The organism is Methylomarinum vadi (genome assembly GCF_000733935.1).
GTDB lineage: Bacteria > Pseudomonadota > Gammaproteobacteria > Methylococcales > Methylomonadaceae > Methylomarinum > Methylomarinum vadi.
In genome coordinates this window covers 3,743,007-3,762,478 of sequence record NZ_JPON01000001.1, presented here as the reverse complement: position 1 = coordinate 3,762,478, position 19,472 = coordinate 3,743,007, and the positions used below count along the sequence as shown (strand labels likewise).

Below are 19,472 nucleotides of genomic sequence, written 5' to 3'. Positions count from 1 at the left end.
CTAAACGACGCGTCTTAGTCGGGCTCCATCTTGAAATTATCGTTTGGATTAGGTTCAAAGTGATGCTCCAAATATTGCTTTATCATCTCATCAGTCATTTGCCCCACTGTGGCGCAAAAATAACCGCGGGCTCAAAAATGTCGACCCCAATATCGCTTTTTCAAGTGCGGGAACTCTTCGAACAGATAGCTCGAAGTTCGTCCCTTGATTCGCCTCATGATTTCGCTTGGGGCCATAGTCGGCGGCGCACTCACCAAAATGTGCACATGATCTTTGCTCACGACACCTTTGATAATCCGTATCTCAAAGGCTTCGCATGTCTGCCGCACCAAGTCTCTCACTCGTTCGGCTATTTCATCCTTCAGCACTTTATAACGATACTTCGTAACCCAAACAAAATGATACTCAATTTGGTAAACCGTATGGCTGCCGTATCTATAGTCCATCGCCACCTCCTTGGGCAAATTATCGCAGCTAAAGCTGACCGGCTAAAGCCGGTGGTTTAAACCTTATGATGGATAATTAACGCATAAACAGCCGGTCGTTTCGAAACAGGCTTCCTGGCTGTTCGTCATTTCGCCCTATATCATCTTTTCCGCGACGATCCTGGCCGCGGCCGTGGTGCCGTTGATCGCGGTCGACCTGCCGACCGCCGCCGGCGCCGACGTGATCGTGCTGGTCGGCTTCTTTGCCTTCGCCCGTTTTTTCCTGGCATTGGCCGGCCTCGATGTCGGCACCGCCTTCGGCGGCATGGGCTCGTCGCGGGAAATGACGATTTCCTCGTTGGCCGAGCCGGCCATGCTGATGGCCATTTTCACGCTGACGATGACCGCCTCGACGACCAACCTGTCTTATGCCATCGCGCATGTTTTGGGCGAAGGCATGGTATTGCGGCCTTCCTTTATCTTCGCCCTGTTCGCGCTGGTGCTGGTGGCGATCGCCGAATGCGGACGCATCCCGGTGGACAACCCCGCCACCCATTTGGAATTGACCATGATCCACGAGGCGATGATTCTGGAATACAGCGGCCGCCACCTGGCGCTGATCGAATGGGCCAGCCAATTGAAACTGATGCTGTACGGCGTGTTGATCGCCAATCTTTTCTTTCCATGGGGCATCGCCGAAACGTTGACCCCGGCCGACCTGGGCTACGGCCTGATGGCGATCGTCGCCAAGCTGGCCTTGCTGGCCGTCTTGATGGCCACGTCGGAAACATTGTTTGCCAAGATGCGCCTGTTCCGGGTGCAGGAATACCTCAGTTTCGCCTACCTATTGGGCTTGCTGGGCATGCTCAGCCATATCATTCTGGAGGCCTCGCGCTAATGAATATCGAACAGATCGATCTCTATACCCAAATCATCCTGTCGTTGGCGGGCCTGATCACATTGTGCTCCTTCATCATGCTGGGCCAAGGCCGCCTGCTGAGGCTGGTTGTAGTATTCGCCCTGCAGGGCTTATTGCTGGTGCTGGCGACCGCGCTGGCGGCCTATAGTTTCAGCAATCATCATCTGTATATTTCCGCGGTGATTACTTTGGTGCTGAAAGTGCTGTTTATTCCCTGGATGCTCAGCCGCCACATTTTAAAGCTTAAAATGCACCGCGATGTCGAGGCATTGAAGAATAAAACCAGCGTCATGCTGGGCGGCGCCTCGCTGGTCATCTTCAGTTATTACGTACTGCACCCGATACTGGCCGACTCCACCATCATTTTGCTCAACGCGCTGGCCTTGAGCCTGGCCGTGGTGTTATTGGGCCTACTGCTGATGATTTCGCATCGCCAGGCCATCGCCCACGTGGTCGGTTTCATGTCGATCGAAAACGGCCTGTTCTTCGCCGCGATCGTGTCGACCCGCGGCATGCCAATGGTGGTGGAACTAGGCGTGGCCTTCGACGTGCTGGTCGCCGCCGTGCTGTTTGGGATCTTTTTCCTGCAGATCAGCAGCAGTATCGATTCGCTGGATGTGGACCGTCTTAACCGTCTGAGCGAGGTGGATGAATGATTGCGGCGTATTTAATTCTTCTGCTGTCGTTCGGCGGCATTGTGTATTTCGCCCTGATGGGGCATAAGGAGGAAATCGGTCGGCACAACGTCTGGTTCAACGGCATCGCCTTGTTCTTGTCGTTGTGGCTGGCGATAGAGGTTTTTAATTCCGGTACATTGCTATCAAGCAGCCAGTATTTTATCGTCGACTCCTTCAATGTCTATCTGATCGTATTGACGGCCTTCGTCGGCCTGACCACGGCGATTTTTTCCGATCCTTACATGGATCATGAAAAACAGTTGGGCAAATTGACCGACTCGCGACTGAAACTGTATTACTCGATGTACCAAGGCTTCATGTTCGCGATGTATCTGGTGCTGACCACCAATAACATGGGCATCCTGTGGGTGGCGATGGAAGCGGCGACCTTGGCGACGGTATTACTGGTCAGTCTGTATCGGACCCCGGAATCGGTCGAGGCGGCCTGGAAATACTTTATCCTGTGCGGCGTCGGCATCGCCCAGGCCTTGTTTGGCACCATCCTGCTGTATTACGCCGCGATGCAGATCGGCGATACGGAAAATTCCCTGATGTGGTCGGTGTTGTTCGACAATGCCGAGCGACTGAGCCCGGACATCCTGGAAATCGCCTTCGTCTTCATGCTGGTCGGCTACGGCACCAAGATCGGCCTGGTACCGTTGCATAACTGGTTACCGGACGCCCATTCCGAGGGCCCGACGCCGATGTCGGCGGTCTTGTCGGGCCTGCTGCTGAACGACGCGCTGTATGCGGTCGTGCGCAACAAGATGCTGGTCGACGGTGCCACCGGCAGCAATATCGCCGGCTTGCAGATGATGGGTTTCGGCCTGTTGTCGTTCCTGGTCGCGGCGTTCTTTCTGCATCGACAAAAGGATATCAAACGCCTGTTCAGTTATTCCTCGATCGAACACATGGGCATGATGACGTTCGCCTTCGGCATCGGCACGCCGTTCGCGACCTTTGCCGCGTTGCTGCACATGACCGTGCATTCGCTGACCAAATCGGCGATTTTCGTCACCGTCGGCCATGCCGCGCAAATCGCCGGCACGCAACGTATCGAAAAAATTCGCGGCCTGATCCGAACCCAGCCGAAAGTCGGCTGGGGCTTGTTGATCGGCACGCTGGCGATTGCCGGTTTTCCGCCGTTCGGTGTGTTCACCAGCGAGTTTCTGGTGCTGCTGGCGACGATGGAAAGTTATCCCTGGCTCACGCCGCTGCTGCTCTTGGGTATCGGCATCGCCTGCGCCGGACTGTTCCGCAACATCCAACCGATGGTCTACGGCGACCGTCCCGACGGCCAGCAGGCGATCAAGGCCAATCTATGGCCGGTCATGATCCATCTCACCATTGTGCTGTGGCTGGGCCTGGCGATTCCTAACGCGCTGGCCGATTGGTTTACCCAGGCCACCATCTTGATTTCAGGGAGCGCTCCGCTATGAACGATATCGATTGGCGCAACAATATACTGGCGCAGCTTAAGGACCACAGTCTCCAGATCGACATTTCGGGCAAGGATATCGAGCAATGGCGGGTCGCGGCCGAGGATTGGCAACGCCTGGCCGAACTCGCCCAGCAACAGCAAATGCGCTGGGCAGCGGGCTGGGCCGAACAACACGATCATCGCTTCAGCGTCCATGCCTGTTTGCAAAAACAAGGCCATTATCTGTGGCTAAAAACCTCGGTCAAGGGCGACAAACCCGAACTACCGTCGCAGGCTTCCGTTTATCCGGCCGCCAGCCGTAGCGAACGGCACACCCAGGATATGTTCGGCATCCATTTCCAAGGACATCCCGACTCGCGGCCGTGGGTCCGGCATCAAGCCTGGCACAAGCACCAATATCCGTTACGCAAGGATTTTCCGCTGCACGGCGAGCCGGCCGAGATTACCCCGCCCGACACCGATTACCAATTCGTCAAGGCGCGAGGTTCCGGCGTTTACGAGGTCCCGGTCGGCCCGGTGCATGCCGGCATTATCGAACCGGGGCATTTCCGCTTTCAGGCGGTCGGCGAGACCGTGCTGCATCTGGAGGAACGCCTGGGCTATGTGCACAAGGGCATCGAAAAACTGGCCGAAGGCCGCGATCCGGAAGGACTGGCCCGGCTGGCCGGGCGCATCTCCGGCGACAGCACGGTCGCCCACAGTTGGGCCGCCTGCCGGGCGATGGAACAAGCCGCCGGCCTCGCCATCCCGCCGCGCGCCGAATTCATTCGCGGCATTCTGTGCGAGCGCGAGCGCATCGCCAATCACCTCGGCGACATCGGCGCGATCTGCAACGATGTCGGTTTCGCGTTCGCGCAAATGCAATTCACCCGCCTGCGCGAACAATGGCAACGCAGCCAGGCCGACATCTTCGGGCACCGTTTGCTAATGGACTGCCTGGTGCCGGGCGGGGTGAAAACGGATATTAGTGCCGCCCATTGTTCGGCAATGGCGGCGGAACTGAAGGCGTTGCGGGCCGAACTGGACGAACTGCTGCCGGCGCTGGACCTGAATTCCTCGCTGGAAGACCGCTTATTGACGACCGGTTTCCTGTCGCCGCAAACCGCCGCATTATACGGCTGCGTGGGCTATGTCGGCCGTTCCAGCGGCCAGGATTTCGACGTGCGCCGCGATGCGCCCTACCCGCCCTACGACCGCCTGACGGTTAACGTTGCCTTGGAACAGCAAGGCGATGTGGCCTCGCGTTTTTGGGTGCGGGTCAAGGAGGTCTTCGCCTCGCTCAAGCTGATCGGGCAAATGCTGCAACAATTGCCGGAAGGCGATATCTTAGTATCCTGGCAACAACCTGCCGAACACAGCGAAGGCCTGGCGATGATCGACGGTTGGCGCGGGGAGATAATCACCTATGTGCGCTTCGCCGGCGATAACCGCATCGGCCGTTTTTACCCGCGCGATCCCAGCCTGCCGAACTGGCCGGCGCTGGAACGAATCGTATTGAACAATATCGTGCCGGATTTTCCGGTCTGCAACAAATCCGTCAACGGCTCCTATTCGGGGCATGATTTATAGGACAGACGATGTTAAGACTTTTTGCCAAAACCCTGAAAACCGGCATCATCAGCGAGAAGATCAAACGCCCCAAAAACGACGAGCTGGAACAGTTGGGCATCGAAGTCAAGCGCCATATCGATCGCTACTTCGCCGGTAGCCTGGCGATACGCGCAGTCGACGCCGGCTCCTGCAACGGCTGCGAGTTGGAGATCCACGCCCTGAACAATCCGCTCTACGATGTCGAACGCTTCGGCGTCCATTTCGTCGCCTCGCCGCGCCATGCCGACGTGCTGCTGGTCACCGGCCCGGTCTCGCGGCATATGCAAACCGCGCTACTGCGCACCTACGAGGCGACGCCGCATCCGAAATGGGTGATCGCCGCCGGCGATTGCGCGGCTTGCGGCGGCGAATTCGGTGTGTCCTATGCCTGTTGCGGCGCGGTAGCCAATGTGATCCCGGTCGACGTCACCATTCCCGGCTGCCCGCCGACGCCGGAAGTGTTGGTCAAGGGTTTGTTGGGCTTGATGATGAAAAAATGAGCAGTGGAGCCCCCCCGAGAAAAGCGCTGAATAAATCCGTCCAGGATTCCTCAGCGCCGTTCATCCCTGTACTCCAGAAAATACCGGATTAATCAGCATTTCCCTGGTTGCGAATTATCTCTCATAGGATAATGAAACGCCTGTTTGCAGAGACATAGCAACTGTATAATAATATCGATTCGATAATACTGCCAGACTATAATGACTTGTGTTAGGCTAATTCCGGACCCAACATATACTCACGGTTGGTTTTCGCCAAGTTAACCCAACATCTCTCAGGAGGGCGGTCGTAAAAGGCAGGATAGAGCGTATCGGTCCCCATCCTTTGCATTTCGTTGGGCTTACACTTCGCTTTTATGCCCTTTAGAGTAAACCCTACATTTTGAATTTTACGACAACCTAATCAGGAGTCAATTTATGAAACAAAAATCGTCCACAGGGATGCTAACGGCCGTTCTTATGCTCGGAAGCCAGACCTTATTCGCCAAAGACATTGCCCCCGCCCCCAACGGCATCGAAGTTCCCCGAGGCTATCAAAACTGGCAGTTCATCGGCACTTCGCATCGCACCGATAACAGCAGCCTCCGCATCATCGTCGGCAACGATATCGCCGTCAAAGCGATCGAGTCCGGTAAAACCAAACCCTGGCCCAAGGGCAGCGTGCTGGGCAAACTGGTCTGGAAAGACTCGCAACATCCGGATTGGGCCAAAGCCACCGTGCCCGGCGAGCTATCGCACATCGAGTTCATGATCAAGGACGCCGTCAAATACAAAAAAACCGGCGGTTGGGGATATGCCCGTTGGAAAGGGATGGATGCGGTTCCCTACGGCAAGGACGAGAACTTCGCCAAAGAATGTTTCAATTGCCATAGCATCGTCAAGAAAGACGATTATGTTTTTACCCACCCGGTCAAATTGCCCTGAACCGTTCTGTCGAAAAGTATCGCCGGCTTACTCCATAGCCGGCTGATGACAATGCTCAAGGACGAGCCGAAACCAACGTATGCCTTCTGATACTCTCTGTCCGGCCTGGCCGGTTTGCAAGCAAGGGCAACGTCCAATCGCCTCATCGCCGAGTCTATCAGAAGCCATCCGAAGGGAATCTTCCCATCGCTTATTGATAAGGAGCTTAATAAATGACGCATGACTAAACAACCACCCGCTCAAGCGGGTGGGTTCCAATAACGGACTGAAAGTCCGGATACGCGTCGACTAAACGACGCGTCTTAGTCGGGCTCCATCTTGAAATTATCGTTTGGATTAGGTTCAAAGTGATGCTCCAAATATTGCTTTATCATCTCATCAGTCATTTGCCCCACTGTGGCGCAAAAATAACCGCGGGCTCAAAAATGTCGACCCCAATATCGCTTTTTCAAGTGCGGGAACTCTTCGAACAGATAGCTCGAAGTTCGTCCCTTGATTCGCCTCATGATTTCGCTTGGGGCCATAGTCGGCGGCGCACTCACCAAAATGTGCACATGATCTTTGCTCACGACACCTTTGATAATCCGTATCTCAAAGGCTTCGCATGTCTGCCGCACCAAGTCTCTCACTCGTTCGGCTATTTCATCCTTCAGCACTTTATAACGATACTTCGTAACCCAAACAAAATGATACTCAATTTGGTAAACCGTATGGCTGCCGTATCTATAGTCCATCGCCACCTCCTTGGGCAAATTATCGCAGCTAAAGCTGACCGGCTAAAGCCGGTGGTTTAAACCTTATGATGGATAATTAACCTGGAACGACTCGATGCTGGTGTCGGCCAGCATCATGGCTTTGACTTTTCTTGGCATCTTTACCGAGGGCGTGCATGGCTTTCACCGCACCAAATTTGCCATGTTGGGCGCGGGTGCGATGATCTTCGCCGGCCAATGGTTCGGTTTTTACAGCCCTTCCCTGGCGCTCAAAGCCGTGGATTGGAACGTTGTGTTTCTGCTCGGCGCGATGATGACCATCGTCGGCATCATGATCCCTACCGGCGGTTTTCAGGCCCTGGCTTACCGCATCGCCGATTACAGCCGAGGCAAGTTGTTTTTATTAATGGTGCTATTGGGAACGGCGGTGACCGTCATTTCCCTGTTGCTGGATAACGTTACCACGGTAGTGATCTTCGGGCCGTTGATCGTGTTGATTTGCCAGGCACTGAACATCAGCCCGATTCCCTACCTGCTGGCCGCCGCCTTGCTTTCCGATACCGGCGGCGTCGCGACCCTGGTCGGCGACCCTCCCAATCTGATGATCGGCTCGGCCGCGCATATCGATTTCAATACCTTCTTCATGCGCATGGGCGGGATTGTCTTCGCCGCCTGGTTGGCCATTCTGTACGCCTTGAAGTTTTTCTTCCGCCAGGAATTGTCGGTCACGCCGGACACGCCCGATTTCACCGAGCAGGAAACGATCAAGGACCCGCAAACCTGGAACGTTTCCCTGTGGATCTTGGGCTTCATGGTCATTCTGTTTATATTCCACCACGACCTGGGCTGGAATGCCTGGGTGGTGGCCGCTATCGGCCTGACCTTGCTGGTGTTCATCGCCCACCATATCGATCTCGACGAGTCGTTCGGCTCGTTGGAGATGACCCTGCTGATTTTTTTCGTGTCGCTGTTCATCCTGGTGGGCGGCGTCGAACGCAGTCATTTCCTGGAATACATCGGCACCTTCATCAAGCCGTTCGTCGCCTCCGACCTGTTACTGGCCAGTATTGTCCTGATGTGGGTAGCGGCCATTTTGTCGGCGCTAATCGATAACATCCCGTTTACCGCCGCGATGGTGCCCATCTTACTCGGCCTGGAAGCACAAGGCATCAATGTCGCGCCATTGTGGTGGAGCCTGGCGATCGGCGTCGGCATGGGCGGCAACGGCACTCATCTCGGCTCGACCGCCAACGTCTTCATCGTGACCCTGTCGGAACGTATCGCGAAGGAGAACAACAACCCGGACCTGGCCATCACGCCGGGGGTATGGATCAAAAAAGGCACGCCCGCGATGATTCTGACATTGCTGGTCTCCTCGCTGGGCATGTCGCTGTTTTTCGATTTTTTTGCCGCCCCGATTCATCCTCATAAATAATGAGGCCTGGGTCGGAATTCATTCTCTCCATTCGCCAACCTATCGGTTTCGTGTGTATTGACTAACTACTCCTTCATTTATGCTCAATTTATTATTCAGACCCGTCATCTTCGTCAGCATCGTCTTAGGATTGTTCATTGTCGTCGAACTGTTGGCCATTGGCGGACTCACCTGGCGCAACCATCAACGCCTGAACATGCTGGAAGCCGATATCAGAAATGGCCATCGTCTGGAAGAAACCATCTTTGTTTTATTGACCAACCAATTACAAACGGACGGCAGCAGCAAGCCGGGCCGTATTGCCGACGATCCTCAGAATATGTTGGCCGAGCTGCAACACATCCTGCCGCCAAAACAGATCGGCTCCCCGCAAGTCGTCGCCGATATCAAGTCGCTGCAGGAGGCATTCGCCAAGGCTCTGCAAGGCGATAACGAAGGTCTCGTGCGATCCTTGGAAACGACCCGGCAATTGTTTTCCAGACAAATTCGCGAAGAGGAAAACCTGCTGGAAAGTATTGCCGCCGACAGTCAACTGGAATTCGAACTCGCCGTCGTCATTCCGCTGCTGACTTTCGCCATTATCTTCGTGATCGGGCGCTTCTTTTTCCGCCGTAACGTGCTTGCGCCGCTCGGTTCGTTGAAGGAATTCCTGCAAATGCTGGCCAGCGGCGACCGGCGCCCGATTCAACAGCAGTCGGCCGACCCGGTCATGCAGGCACTGTTCGACAATTACAACAACCTGGTCATGCGCTTGACCGAGCTGGAGCAGGAGCATCTGGATTACACCCATGAACTCGAGCACAAAATTCGCGAGGCGACATCCGCCTTATTCGAACAAAGTCAACAGATCGCCCGCGGCGAACGCTTGACCGTGGTCGCCGAACTGGCCGCCAGCACCGCGCATGAATTACGCAATCCCTTGGCCGGTATCCAACTGGCGCTGCAGAATATTCTGCTGGAATGCGAAGACCGGGAACTGCAGGAACGGCTCGAGGCCGTCTTTCACGAAGTCAAACGGTTGACCCAACATCTGAACGACCTGTTGGCCTTGACCCGCACGCCGTCCAATCAGGCCGAAACTGTCGATATCAGGCAAATTTGCAACGATTTGAGTCAATTTTTGAAATATCAAATCCCTGAAAACGTAAAACTGACATATAATATCGATCCGAAACTAAAAGCTCATTTGCCGCCGACCGAATTTCGCCTGGCTTTGTTGAATCTGCTATTGAACGCGATTCATGCCATCGGTAACCAGGCCGGACAGATTCAATTGTCGGCCCGGCGCGACGATGAGCGGATTATTATTACCGTTCAGGACAGCGGACCGGGTTTTGACGATTCGCTACTGAACAACGGCATCCAGCCATTCGTCAGTTTAAAGGAAAAAGGGACGGGGCTGGGCTTGGCAATGGTGCAGCGTTTTGTCAAATCCCAGCAAGGGACCGTTCGATTGCACAATAACGAAGACGGCCATGCCTGCGTTACGTTAACCTTACCGGTATTGAATTCATGAAAGACTGCTTGTTAATTATCGAAGACGAGAAACTGCTAGGCCTGGAGTTGCAGCGTTTTTTCAGTAAACAAGACTGGGAAATCGAATGGGTCACCTCGCTCGGCGAGGCCCGGGAAATTTTATTACAGCAAAAAATCGACCCCATCGTCGTACTGTCCGATATGAACCTGCCGGACGGCAACGCGCTGGATTTCCTGGAGGAAATGCGCGGCCAGGCGATAGAAGGCATCGAATGGCTGTTTCTGACCGGTTTCGGCAGCATCGCCGATTCGGTACGGGCGCTACGCCTGGGGGCTTTCGATTTTATCGAAAAACCTTGCGAACTGAACCGCCTGAACCTGCAAATCGAAGGCGCGGCGCGTAGCGCCAAGGCCCAACGCCGCTTGCTGCAGGAAACCGAAAGCAGCCATAAGAAATTTTCCGACAAAGCCTTGCTGGGACGCAGCCCGAACACAAAATCGCTCCGTAACATGTTGCAACGGATCGCCAAAGTCCCTTTTTCCAGCCTGGTGATCCACGGCGAGACCGGTACCGGCAAGGGCCTGCTGGCCAAGGTGCTGCATTACAACGGCAGTCGTGCTTCCGCGCCCTTGGTCGAGATCAACTGCGCGGCATTGCCCCACGAACTGTTGGAATCGGAGCTGTTCGGGTTCGAGGCCGGGGCCTTCACCAACGCCCGCAAACGGCACCGCGGCCTGTTCGAGCAAGCCCATAAAGGTACGCTGTTTCTGGATGAAATCGGCGAAATGGAACTCGATTTGCAAAGCAAACTGTTGAAGGCGGTCGAGGAACTGAAAATCCGCCGCCTGGGCAGCGAAACCGAAATCGACGTGGACGTGCAAATTATCGCCGCCACCAACCAAGATCTGCCGAAGCTGGTGGCCGCCGGAAAATTTCGCGGCGACCTCTATCATCGCCTCAGCGTCCTGTCCGTCCACATTCAACCCTTGCGCGAGCGCCTGGAAGACTTGGAGGACTTGGTGCCGGCCTTCATCAACGAATTCAACGCCAAGTCGGGCAAGAAAGTCAGCACCGAATTGTGCGACGAGACCTGGCGGCAACTGAAGCGTTACCATTGGCCCGGCAATACGCGAGAATTGCGCAATGTCATCGAACGCTGCGTGCTGTTGGCCGAAGACTATAAATTTCCGTTGCAATGGCTACAGTTATCGGGCAACCATGTGGCGGAAAATCAACCGCCCGCCGCCGATGACGCCAGGCAATTGCATATCCCGCTGGACGGCAGCCTGTCGTTGCAGGATATGGAAAAATACATCTTGCAAAAGGTGCTGGAACTGACCGATTATAACGTGACGGCCGCCGCCAGGATGCTGGGTTCGACCCGGGAAACCTTGCGCTATCGGGTACAGAAATATCGGCTAAAATGTTCTTGAATGAAAGAGGCCAGGTTCAAGGTAAAAGAGTATACTGACAATGAAACGTAGCCTGGAATTAGCGCAGCGGAATCCGGGAATGGCGTAACCTCGACCCTTCCGATGAAAAGGCCGGCATCATGGAAGCACCCATCAGCTCACAGAAAACCGCCATCGGCACCATCACCGAAGTCCACGGCCCGGTCGTGATTATATCCTGCAAGCGACTCCCCCCTCTGCGCCAAGCCTTATACGCCTGTTTCGACCACACGACTTTTTTGTTCGAGGTCCATCAGCATCTGGACCAGCATCAGGTCCGCGCCATTACGCTGCACGGTACCGCCGGCTTGAGCCGTGGCATGCCGGTGTACGACAGCGGGGCGCCGTTGCATGTGCCGGTGGCCGAACAATGCCTGGGACGGCTGCTGAATATCTTCGGCGAACCGCTGGACGGTCAGCCGGAACTGCCGCAAAAAGACTATCGCAACATCCATTCCAAACCGGCCGCGCTGTATGAAACCGCCGGCATCACCGGCATTCTGCAAACCGGCATCAAGGTCATCGATCTGCTGTGCCCCTTCGTCAAGGGCGGCAAAACCGGCCTGTTCGGCGGCGCCGGCGTCGGCAAGACCGTGCTGGTAATGGAATTTATTCACGCCGTCTCGGCCATTCATCAGGGCGTCTCGGTTTTCGCCGGGGTCGGCGAGCGCATTCGCGAGGCGCATGAGTTGTGGCGGGAAATGCAGCAGGCCGGCGTCATGCAGGATACGTTGCTGGTGTTCGGGCAGATGGACGAATCGCCCGGCGTCCGTTTCCGCATCGGACTTTCGGCCCTGACTTATGCCGAATATTTGCGCGATACCCTGCAAAAGGAAGTCCTGTTCGTCATGGATAACGTTTTCCGTTTCGTCCAGGCCGGCAGCGAGATATCCAGCCTGCTCGGCCGTATGCCGGCCACGGTCGGTTATCAGCCGACCCTGACCACCGAAGTGGCCGAATTGGAGGAACGCATTCTTTCCACTCAAAGCGGCAATATCACCTCGGTACAGGCCGTCTACGTGCCGGCCGACGACATGACCGACCCAGCGGTCAGCACGATACTCAGCCATCTCGACACCACCGTCATTCTGTCCCGGGAACAGGCCAGCAAAGGCATTTATCCGGCGGTCGACCCGCTGCAATCGGGCAGTAAGCTGATGGACAAACATACGCTGGGCGAACGCCATTACCAGATTGCCGAAGGCGTTCGCGAGCATCTGGCCCGTTACCGGGAATTGGAGGACATCATTGCCATGCTCGGCATCGAGGAATTGTCGGAAAGCGACCGCCGCATCGTCATGCGCGCGCGAAAACTGCAGCGCTATCTGACCCAACCGTTCAAGGTATTGGCGCAACACAGCCATCAACCGGGGGTCTCGGTGCCGTTGCAACAAACCTTGAGCGATTGCGAAGCCTTCCTGTTGGGCCAATACGACAACATTTCCGAGCAGCAATGCTATATGCGGGGCAGCATGCAGGAACATCCATGACGACATTTACCCTTAATCTATACGATGTCAGGCAAAGCCAAACCATCGACGACGTTGCCGTTTTCGTCGGCGAAGATGCCAGCGGCAGTTTCGGCCTGAAGGCCCACCATGCCCGTTTCATGACCTCGTTGATTACCGGTTTGAGCCGCTTTCGCCGGCAAGACGATGATTGGCAATATCTGGCGCTAGCCGGGGGGGTACTTTATTTCCACAACAACGAATTATCCATTTCCACTCGGCATTTTTTGGTCGGCAGCGATTTCGAACGCATCAGCGAGCTGTTAAAGCAGCAAATAGAACAGGAAGAAGAAAGCCTCGGCTCAATCAGGCTCAGCCTGCAAAAAATGGAACAATCGATGTTGACCAAGCTCTGGAACCTGCGACGCCGCAACGAATAAACGTCATGAACGATCATAAAAAGAACCTGATACGACAAATCGAGCGCCAGGCCAGACGCATGCAAAAAGCGCGTAGGGAACAACACAATATCCTAGCGCAAACCTTGTTTCTCGGTACTCTGGGCCTGGTCTTGGTACTGCCGGTGATCGGCGGTGCCTATCTGGGTTTTTGGCTAGACGGCATGGCGCAAGGCTATTCGATGCGCTGGACCCTGGGCTTGATTCTGTTAGGCTTGGTAATTGGCGTGATAAACGTATATTTATTGATCAGGGAAAATGAATGAACGAGGTATAGGAATGGGTAACCGAAGCTCTTGAATCCCTAAAGATTTTCGTTCCGGGCTTTTTGTTAGAATTACAATACGGCGACCGAGCAAAAAAACAGACGGCAATGGACAACGACTTTTCCCTCACCTTCGGCTTCCTGACCTTGCATTCCTCGGTGCTCACGACCTGGGGCATCATGTTGGCCATCACCGCTTTCGCCGGCTTGACCACCCGCAACATGACAATGTTGCCGAGCCGGCTGCAAACGATTATCGAGGCAATCGTCGGCGTCATCGAGCAAAGCGTTCTGGCGGTCGCGCCGGAACACGGACGCATGATCATGCCTTTCATCGCCACGTTGTGGCTGTTTTTGGTCGTTGCCAATCTGCTCGGCCTGATTCCGGGCCTGCATTCCCCGACCCGCGACCTGTCGGTCACCGCCTCACTGGCGCTGCTGGTGTTTCTGTCGGTACATTGGTTCGGCATCCGCACTCAAGGCCTCAAGAACTATCTGCGCCATTACCTGCAACCCACGCCAATCCTGTTGCCATTCCATATTCTTAGCGAATTGACCCGTACCCTGGCATTGGCGGTCCGCCTGTTCGGCAATATCATGAGCCTGGAAATGGCGGCCATGCTGATTCTGCTGGTGGCCGGTTTTCTCGCCCCGGTGCCTATTTTGATGCTGCATATCGTGGAAGCCTTGGTGCAGGCCTATATTTTCGGCATGTTGGCGCTGATTTATCTGGCCGGTGCGATACAATCGCAACAATCACATACTGAAGAACAAGGAAAATCATGAACGCAATGACCTGGATAGTTTTAGGATCGACGGTGGCCGCCGTGATCGGCATAGCCATCGGCGTGATCGGCCCGGCGCTGGCGATGGGAAGGGCCATCAGCAGTTCGTTGGAAGCAATGGCGCGCCAGCCGGAATCGGAACGTCCGTTGATGCGCACGCTGTTCATCGGGCTGGCGATGATCGAATCGCTGGCCATTTATTGCTTGGTCATCATCTTGATCGTGCTATTCAAGAACCCCTTGCTGACTTATATCTTGCCTTGATGCGGACAACGCCCGATGGAATTCGACCTGACCACATTCCTCCTCGAAATCGTCAATTTTCTGATTTTAATCTGGATTCTACAACGCTTGTTTTACCGTCCGGTCAGAGACCAGATCAATCGCCGTAAGCAATTGATCGACCAGTCCCTGGCCCAGGCCGAAAAAATGCGCCAGGAAGCGTTGGAGTTGAAAAAGACCTACGAGAACCGGCAACAGCAATGGGACCAAGAAAAACAGGCGGCGATAAGCGCGTTGCACCAGCAATTGGAAACCGACCGACAACAACAATTGCTTAAGCTGCGAGAGGAATTGGAGCTGGAACGCCATCGGGCGAGAACGTCGATGCAACGGCAACAGCAGGAAATCCATCGCCACCAACAGAAATTGGCATTATTGAACGGCGCCCACTTTGCGTCATTGATTCTAAAACAGGCTGCCGGACCGCAACTGGAAGACCGTTTGTTCGATCTGTTATTCCAACAAATACACCAGTTGCCGGATGCCTGTATGAACTCGCTGCAAACGCTGGACCGCAATAAAACACTCGACATCCATGTCAGCAGCGTCTATCCGATCGATCATGAGCGAAAGCAGCGGCTGGAACAACGGCTGACTTCGCTGATCGATAATCCGCTGCATTTTGAATACAGCCAGACCCCCGACCTGCTTGCCGGCTTCAGAATCGACATCGGCGCCTGGGTGTTGCATGTCAATCTGCAGCATGAACTGAGCGGCTTCGCGGAGATTGCCGATGACTTCTGAGGCCGACTGGTATGCGGAAAGCGACCTGCTGCAAAAACAGCAAGACTGGTTGAGCCGTTACCGGCCCCAGTTGCGCACCGCCGAACAAGGGATCGTCATTTCGGTCGGGGACGGCATCGCCTGGATCAAGGGGTTGCCTTCCGCGGCTCTCGAAGACATCGTCATTTTTGCCGACGGCAGCCGCGCCATGGTGTTCGACCTGAACCGCGAACTGATCGGCGCGATACTACTTTATCAAAGCGAGGCCTTGACCGCCGGCACGCTGGCCTATCTGGCCCGCTACAGTCTCAGCGTACCGATCGGAGACACTTTTTTAGGCCGCGTCATCGACCCGCTCGGCGAACCGTTGGACGGACAAAGCAGCCCCTCCCAACTCGTGCGCGGCAACCTGGAACAGCCCTCGCCGCCGATCATCGCCCGTGACTTCGTCAGCGAACCGCTGTATACCGGCGTCAAGATCATCGACACGCTGATTCCGATCGGCAAGGGCCAACGCCAATTGTTGATCGGCGACGAAGGCACCGGCCGCAGTTCGCTGGCCATCGATACCGTGATCAATCAGAAAGGCAAAAATGTGCAATGCATTTATGTCATGATCGGCCAGAAGCGTTCCGCCGTCGTATCGACCATCGAGCTGTTGCGCAAATATGGCGCCCTCGACTACAGCGTCTGCGTGGTCGCCGAGGCCAGCGCCCTGCCCGGCCTGCAATACATCGCGCCCTTCGCCGGTTGCGCCCTCGCCGAACATTGGATGAAACAAGGCCATGACACACTAATCGTTTACGACGATCTGTCCACCCATGCCAAAACTTATCGCGAACTATCGCTGTTACTGCGCAGACCGCCGGGGCGCGAAGCCTATCCCGGCGATATTTTTTTCGTCCATTCCCGCCTACTGGAACGCGCCACCCGACTGCACGCCAGCCACGGCGGCGGCAGCATGACAGCCTTGCCTATCGTCGAAACCCAACAAGGCGAAATCGCGGCCTATATTCCCACCAATCTGATTTCCATTACCGACGGTCAGATTTACCTGAACAGCGATTTATTTACTTCGGGTTTCCGACCCGCCATCGATATCAGCAAATCGGTTTCGCGTATCGGCGGTAAAGCACAACACTCGGCAATACGCGACCAGGCCGGGCGGATAAAGTTGGAATACCTGCAATTTCTCGAGCTGGAAAATTTTTCCCGTTTCGGGCAAAAATTGGAGGCATCGATGGAAGCCAGAATCCGACGCGGACGTTTATTGCGGGAAATTCTGAAACAGGAGCGACTGGCACCGGCTAGCGTCCCTTTTCAGCTGGCCTGGCTGATCGCCTATAACGACGGACTGTTCGATTCGGCGCAACCGTCCCAAATTGACGGCCTATTGCAACAACTGCAATTCGTGATGGAAGATTCGCCCCTGTCGTTGAACAGCGAGCTAGCCGAATGGCGACAATTTTTAGGCGAAGTTCTGTCCAACAACTATAACCATACCACGCCATGACCCAGAGCCGCGTTTTACAACATCATATCGGACAACTGCAAGAAATCCGCGGCATTTTGCATTCCTTAAAAAACATGGCTTTCATGGAAGTTCACCGCTTGAACCAGTACCAACGAACCCATAATCTGGTCGTGCAACAAATCGCCGAGGTCGCGGCCGATTTTTTACATTTTTTCCCCGGTCCAACCGAAATTGCGCCTGATTACCCGTCGATCATCATCGTGGTGGGTTCGGAAAGAGGATTTTGCGGCAATTTCAATGACAGCCTGATCGAAAACCTTGCACCGCTGTTTCCGGCCACCTTGATCGCCGTCGGCACCCGTCTGTGCCATCGCCTACGCAACAATCGTATCGCTTGTACCGAGCTGGCAGGCGCCAATAGTAGTGAAGAAATCAGCCAGGTATTGAATGCCCTGATCGCGGCGATCAGCGATCTACAACAACAGCACGATTTTTTCCGCTTATCGGTACTTTCGCATCGCGATGAACATGGCGGCACGATGCTGCGACCGTTACTTCCGCCTTTCGCCGCAATCGAAAGCCAGGTTGAACACAAAAGCGAACCCTTGTTGAATTTATCGCCGGCTCAATTCCTGTTCGAGTTGGCCGACCAATTTGTCTTTAGTTCGCTGCAAGACATTCTGCTGACCTCGTTGAGTGCCGAAAACAATCAGCGTTTACAGCATCTGGATAATGCTGTCAGACACCTGGACCAGGAAACGGCCAAACTACGCAGAATGAGTCAAATATACCGCCAGGAAGAGATAACCGAGGAGATCGAAGTCATATTATTGAATGCGGAAAACCAGCTGGCAAGTTGATCTTTGATTGCCTCAGACAAACTCCATGACAAAACCATTATTCGCCAGATGGTTGTTTTTTGCCCGAATCTTGTTAAGCTTCACAATTAACCTTCGCCTACGCCGTATGGCGGCATTCTTACACGGCCCAAGAAAAACAATAACCAGCAAACCAGTCGAAATGCACTTTTTCAGAGGTGATTGCCCGTGAAAAAACAAGATATGGACGTCTTCATTCGCCATGTCGTCAACAAACATTTGTCCCATCTTTTGCCCTCGGAAATAGTGGGCTATCTCGACCAGCAATCCCAAAACCCGGCATTGACCGAACCTGTAGCCCAAGCCATCCAAGACTGGGACAGTAAGATTTCGGTGCAATCCTATTGGCAAGGCGTGTTTAGCGATCACGTCGAACAAAAATACCAATCGCTGGCCAGTCTTTATAAACAAGCCTTATTCGCCGAAAAAAAACTGAGAATCACCTACGAGGAACGAGCCGAGGAATTTTTGTTCAATCCCTTCGGCCTGGTTATCCGCAATAAACAATATTTCTTCGCCGGCTGTTATGAAAACGACCCGGAACCGACTTTATTGCCCGCCAACAAAATACACGCATTATCCTTGACCGAGGAAAGCGCATTGCCTCCCGCCAGCGACTTCGATCTCGATGCTTTTTCGGAAACCTATCTAAACCATCCCGTGCCGCCGTCGGTTATCGAACATTTAATCATCGAATTCCCGGAAAAATCCTATTTCTATGTAAAATCCCATCCGATCCGCTGCCGGAACCTGACCATCACGGAACCGCAAGGTTCTCCCGGTTACTTCAATCTGGAAGCCTACGAGGTGCCGAATACGATGAAACTGCAACAGTGGCTTTCCGGCTTCCACGATGACGCCCAGGTGTTGAAACCGAGCTTTCTACGCCGGCAGATTAATCGTTCGTTCGTCGACCAACTCACCAACCTCTATAACCGCAATGCTTTCGAACGACTCGGCCAACGCGAAATCGAACGCTTTTACCGTGATCACCGGCGCCATTTTTCCTTGCTGGTCATGGATATCGACCATTTCAAGGCGATCAACGACCAACACGGCCATATTTTCGGAGACGAAGTATTGGTCAAGGTCGCCGAGTGTTTCCGCGGCTATGACGCCATTCGTTATGGCGGAGAAGAGTTCGCGATATTGCTGGCCGACACCCACGCCCATCAGGCATGGGCCGCCGCCGAGCGGATCCGGCAAAATATCGAACAACTGGCTTTCAAGAACGAAAACAAACAAACGGTTTCGATTACCATCAGTATCGGCATCGCCGAATTTCCGGTTCACCTGTTGGAATTGGACAAGCAATTATTGGCTACCGAAAAAAACAGCAAACCCGCCGATAAGTACAAAAGCAGCCTGATGACAGCCATCACCGGCCAGGCCGATAAAGCCTTGTATCAAGCGAAAGCCTCCGGCCGTAACCGGGTTGTCATTTATCGACCGGAATTTACCTAGCCCACCCTTAACATTGTTCGATCGTAAAACATTGAAACTGATATAAGAATAAATATTATGGCACTGCATTTGTTAATGCCTGGCTAGGCGGCATTCTCATTAAGCCAAACCTTGCAAACAACCCAACCAGGCATGCCGATAAG

Annotated in this window: 17 protein-coding genes and 3 pseudogenes; 18 read left to right on the top strand and 2 right to left on the bottom strand. The window is 54.4% G+C overall.

Translation table 11 applies throughout. The features are described 5' to 3' along the window. Positions 1-14 precede the first annotated feature (14 nt). Positions 15-446: pseudogene (tnpA, locus tag EP25_RS0118820) on the bottom strand (IS200/IS605 family transposase). Between the two features lie 91 nt (positions 447-537). Here tnpA (EP25_RS0118820) and EP25_RS0118815 point away from each other — a divergent pair. The 6 genes and pseudogenes from EP25_RS0118815 to EP25_RS0118790 all read left to right on the top strand — a co-directional run. Continuing rightward, positions 538-1,323, top strand: a pseudogene (locus EP25_RS0118815) (respiratory chain complex I subunit 1 family protein); the annotation flags it as partial. After that, complete coding sequence (locus EP25_RS0118810; protein WP_031435293.1) at positions 1,323-2,000, top strand: formate hydrogenlyase; 678 nt, start codon at positions 1,323-1,325, stop codon at positions 1,998-2,000. The pseudogene EP25_RS0118815 and the gene EP25_RS0118810, both read left to right, overlap by 1 nt. Further along, positions 1,997-3,460, top strand: coding sequence for a hydrogenase 4 subunit F (locus EP25_RS0118805; protein WP_031435292.1), 1,464 nt, complete (start codon positions 1,997-1,999; stop codon positions 3,458-3,460). Before EP25_RS0118810 ends, EP25_RS0118805 begins: the two co-directional genes overlap by 4 nt. Beyond that, positions 3,457-5,031, top strand: a complete 1,575-nt coding sequence (locus EP25_RS0118800; protein WP_031435291.1) for a hydrogenase large subunit — start codon at positions 3,457-3,459, stop codon at positions 5,029-5,031. Before EP25_RS0118805 ends, EP25_RS0118800 begins: the two co-directional genes overlap by 4 nt. An 8-nt stretch (positions 5,032-5,039) precedes the next feature. Further along, entirely contained in the window at positions 5,040-5,552 is a 513-nt protein-coding gene (locus EP25_RS0118795; RefSeq protein ID WP_031435290.1) for an NADH-quinone oxidoreductase subunit B family protein, read from the top strand. A gap of 417 nt (positions 5,553-5,969) precedes the next feature. Further along, the gene (locus EP25_RS0118790) at positions 5,970-6,476 is read left to right on the top strand and encodes a cytochrome P460 family protein (RefSeq protein WP_084191099.1); all 507 of its coding nucleotides are present in this window, start codon (positions 5,970-5,972) and stop codon (positions 6,474-6,476) included. 302 nt (positions 6,477-6,778) lie between these two features. Here EP25_RS0118790 and tnpA (EP25_RS0118780) read toward each other — a convergent pair. Beyond that, positions 6,779-7,210, bottom strand: a pseudogene (gene tnpA / locus EP25_RS0118780) (IS200/IS605 family transposase). 94 nt (positions 7,211-7,304) lie between these two features. On the opposite strand from tnpA (EP25_RS0118780), the gene EP25_RS0118775 reads away from it, so the two are divergent. The 12 genes from EP25_RS0118775 (at position 7,305) to EP25_RS22650 (ending at position 19,329) form a co-directional block, all read left to right on the top strand. Further along, on the top strand, positions 7,305-8,624 hold the full coding sequence (locus tag EP25_RS0118775; protein WP_031435288.1) for an ArsB/NhaD family transporter: 1,320 nt from the start codon (positions 7,305-7,307) through the stop codon (positions 8,622-8,624). A gap of 79 nt (positions 8,625-8,703) precedes the next feature. Continuing rightward, positions 8,704-10,140: a sensor histidine kinase gene (locus EP25_RS0118770; RefSeq protein WP_031435287.1), complete on the top strand. Its 1,437-nt coding sequence runs from the start codon at positions 8,704-8,706 to the stop codon at positions 10,138-10,140. Then, a complete protein-coding gene (locus EP25_RS0118765) occupies positions 10,137-11,534 on the top strand; it encodes a sigma-54-dependent transcriptional regulator (RefSeq protein ID WP_031435286.1) in 1,398 nt (465 codons plus the stop codon). The genes EP25_RS0118770 and EP25_RS0118765 overlap by 4 nt, the downstream gene beginning before the upstream one ends. Positions 11,535-11,653: 119 nt before the next feature. Further along, complete coding sequence (atpD, locus tag EP25_RS0118760) at positions 11,654-13,042, top strand: F0F1 ATP synthase subunit beta (protein WP_031435285.1); 1,389 nt, start codon at positions 11,654-11,656, stop codon at positions 13,040-13,042. After that, on the top strand, positions 13,039-13,440 hold the full coding sequence (locus EP25_RS0118755) for an ATP synthase F0F1 subunit epsilon (protein WP_031435284.1): 402 nt from the start codon (positions 13,039-13,041) through the stop codon (positions 13,438-13,440). The genes atpD and EP25_RS0118755 overlap by 4 nt, the downstream gene beginning before the upstream one ends. A 5-nt stretch (positions 13,441-13,445) precedes the next feature. After that, positions 13,446-13,724, top strand: a complete 279-nt coding sequence (locus tag EP25_RS0118750) for an AtpZ/AtpI family protein (protein WP_031435283.1) — start codon at positions 13,446-13,448, stop codon at positions 13,722-13,724. 107 nt (positions 13,725-13,831) lie between these two features. Then, the gene (locus EP25_RS0118745; protein ID WP_031435282.1) at positions 13,832-14,509 is read left to right on the top strand and encodes a F0F1 ATP synthase subunit A; all 678 of its coding nucleotides are present in this window, start codon (positions 13,832-13,834) and stop codon (positions 14,507-14,509) included. After that, positions 14,506-14,772, top strand: coding sequence for an ATP synthase F0 subunit C (atpE, locus tag EP25_RS0118740; RefSeq protein WP_031435281.1), 267 nt, complete (start codon positions 14,506-14,508; stop codon positions 14,770-14,772). Before EP25_RS0118745 ends, atpE begins: the two co-directional genes overlap by 4 nt. Before the next feature lie 15 nt (positions 14,773-14,787). Next, the gene (locus tag EP25_RS0118735) at positions 14,788-15,534 is read left to right on the top strand and encodes a F0F1 ATP synthase subunit delta (protein ID WP_031435280.1); all 747 of its coding nucleotides are present in this window, start codon (positions 14,788-14,790) and stop codon (positions 15,532-15,534) included. Next, positions 15,524-17,026, top strand: a complete 1,503-nt coding sequence (locus EP25_RS0118730) for a F0F1 ATP synthase subunit alpha (RefSeq protein WP_031435279.1) — start codon at positions 15,524-15,526, stop codon at positions 17,024-17,026. Before EP25_RS0118735 ends, EP25_RS0118730 begins: the two co-directional genes overlap by 11 nt. Then, entirely contained in the window at positions 17,023-17,847 is an 825-nt protein-coding gene (locus EP25_RS0118725) for a F0F1 ATP synthase subunit gamma (RefSeq protein ID WP_031435278.1), read from the top strand. Before EP25_RS0118730 ends, EP25_RS0118725 begins: the two co-directional genes overlap by 4 nt. Before the next feature lie 186 nt (positions 17,848-18,033). Next, positions 18,034-19,329, top strand: a complete 1,296-nt coding sequence (locus EP25_RS22650; protein ID WP_152555685.1) for a diguanylate cyclase — start codon at positions 18,034-18,036, stop codon at positions 19,327-19,329. Positions 19,330-19,472 lie beyond the last annotated feature (143 nt).

Bases quoted from the DNA above. Each gene is read 5' to 3' on its own strand.
- EP25_RS0118810 (WP_031435293.1), top strand. From the start codon at position 1,323: ATGAATATCGAACAGATCGATCTCTATACCCAAATCATCCTGTCGTTG.
- EP25_RS0118805 (WP_031435292.1), top strand. From the start codon at position 1,997: ATGATTGCGGCGTATTTAATTCTTCTGCTGTCGTTCGGCGGCATTGTG.
- EP25_RS0118800 (WP_031435291.1), top strand. From the start codon at position 3,457: ATGAACGATATCGATTGGCGCAACAATATACTGGCGCAGCTTAAGGAC.
- EP25_RS0118795 (WP_031435290.1), top strand. From the start codon at position 5,040: ATGTTAAGACTTTTTGCCAAAACCCTGAAAACCGGCATCATCAGCGAG.
- EP25_RS0118790 (WP_084191099.1), top strand. From the start codon at position 5,970: ATGAAACAAAAATCGTCCACAGGGATGCTAACGGCCGTTCTTATGCTC.
- EP25_RS0118775 (WP_031435288.1), top strand. From the start codon at position 7,305: ATGCTGGTGTCGGCCAGCATCATGGCTTTGACTTTTCTTGGCATCTTT.
- EP25_RS0118770 (WP_031435287.1), top strand. From the start codon at position 8,704: ATGCTCAATTTATTATTCAGACCCGTCATCTTCGTCAGCATCGTCTTA.
- EP25_RS0118765 (WP_031435286.1), top strand. From the start codon at position 10,137: ATGAAAGACTGCTTGTTAATTATCGAAGACGAGAAACTGCTAGGCCTG.
- atpD (WP_031435285.1), top strand. From the start codon at position 11,654: ATGGAAGCACCCATCAGCTCACAGAAAACCGCCATCGGCACCATCACC.
- EP25_RS0118755 (WP_031435284.1), top strand. From the start codon at position 13,039: ATGACGACATTTACCCTTAATCTATACGATGTCAGGCAAAGCCAAACC.
- EP25_RS0118750 (WP_031435283.1), top strand. From the start codon at position 13,446: ATGAACGATCATAAAAAGAACCTGATACGACAAATCGAGCGCCAGGCC.
- EP25_RS0118745 (WP_031435282.1), top strand. From the start codon at position 13,832: ATGGACAACGACTTTTCCCTCACCTTCGGCTTCCTGACCTTGCATTCC.
- atpE (WP_031435281.1), top strand. From the start codon at position 14,506: ATGAACGCAATGACCTGGATAGTTTTAGGATCGACGGTGGCCGCCGTG.
- EP25_RS0118735 (WP_031435280.1), top strand. From the start codon at position 14,788: ATGGAATTCGACCTGACCACATTCCTCCTCGAAATCGTCAATTTTCTG.
- EP25_RS0118730 (WP_031435279.1), top strand. From the start codon at position 15,524: ATGACTTCTGAGGCCGACTGGTATGCGGAAAGCGACCTGCTGCAAAAA.
- EP25_RS0118725 (WP_031435278.1), top strand. From the start codon at position 17,023: ATGACCCAGAGCCGCGTTTTACAACATCATATCGGACAACTGCAAGAA.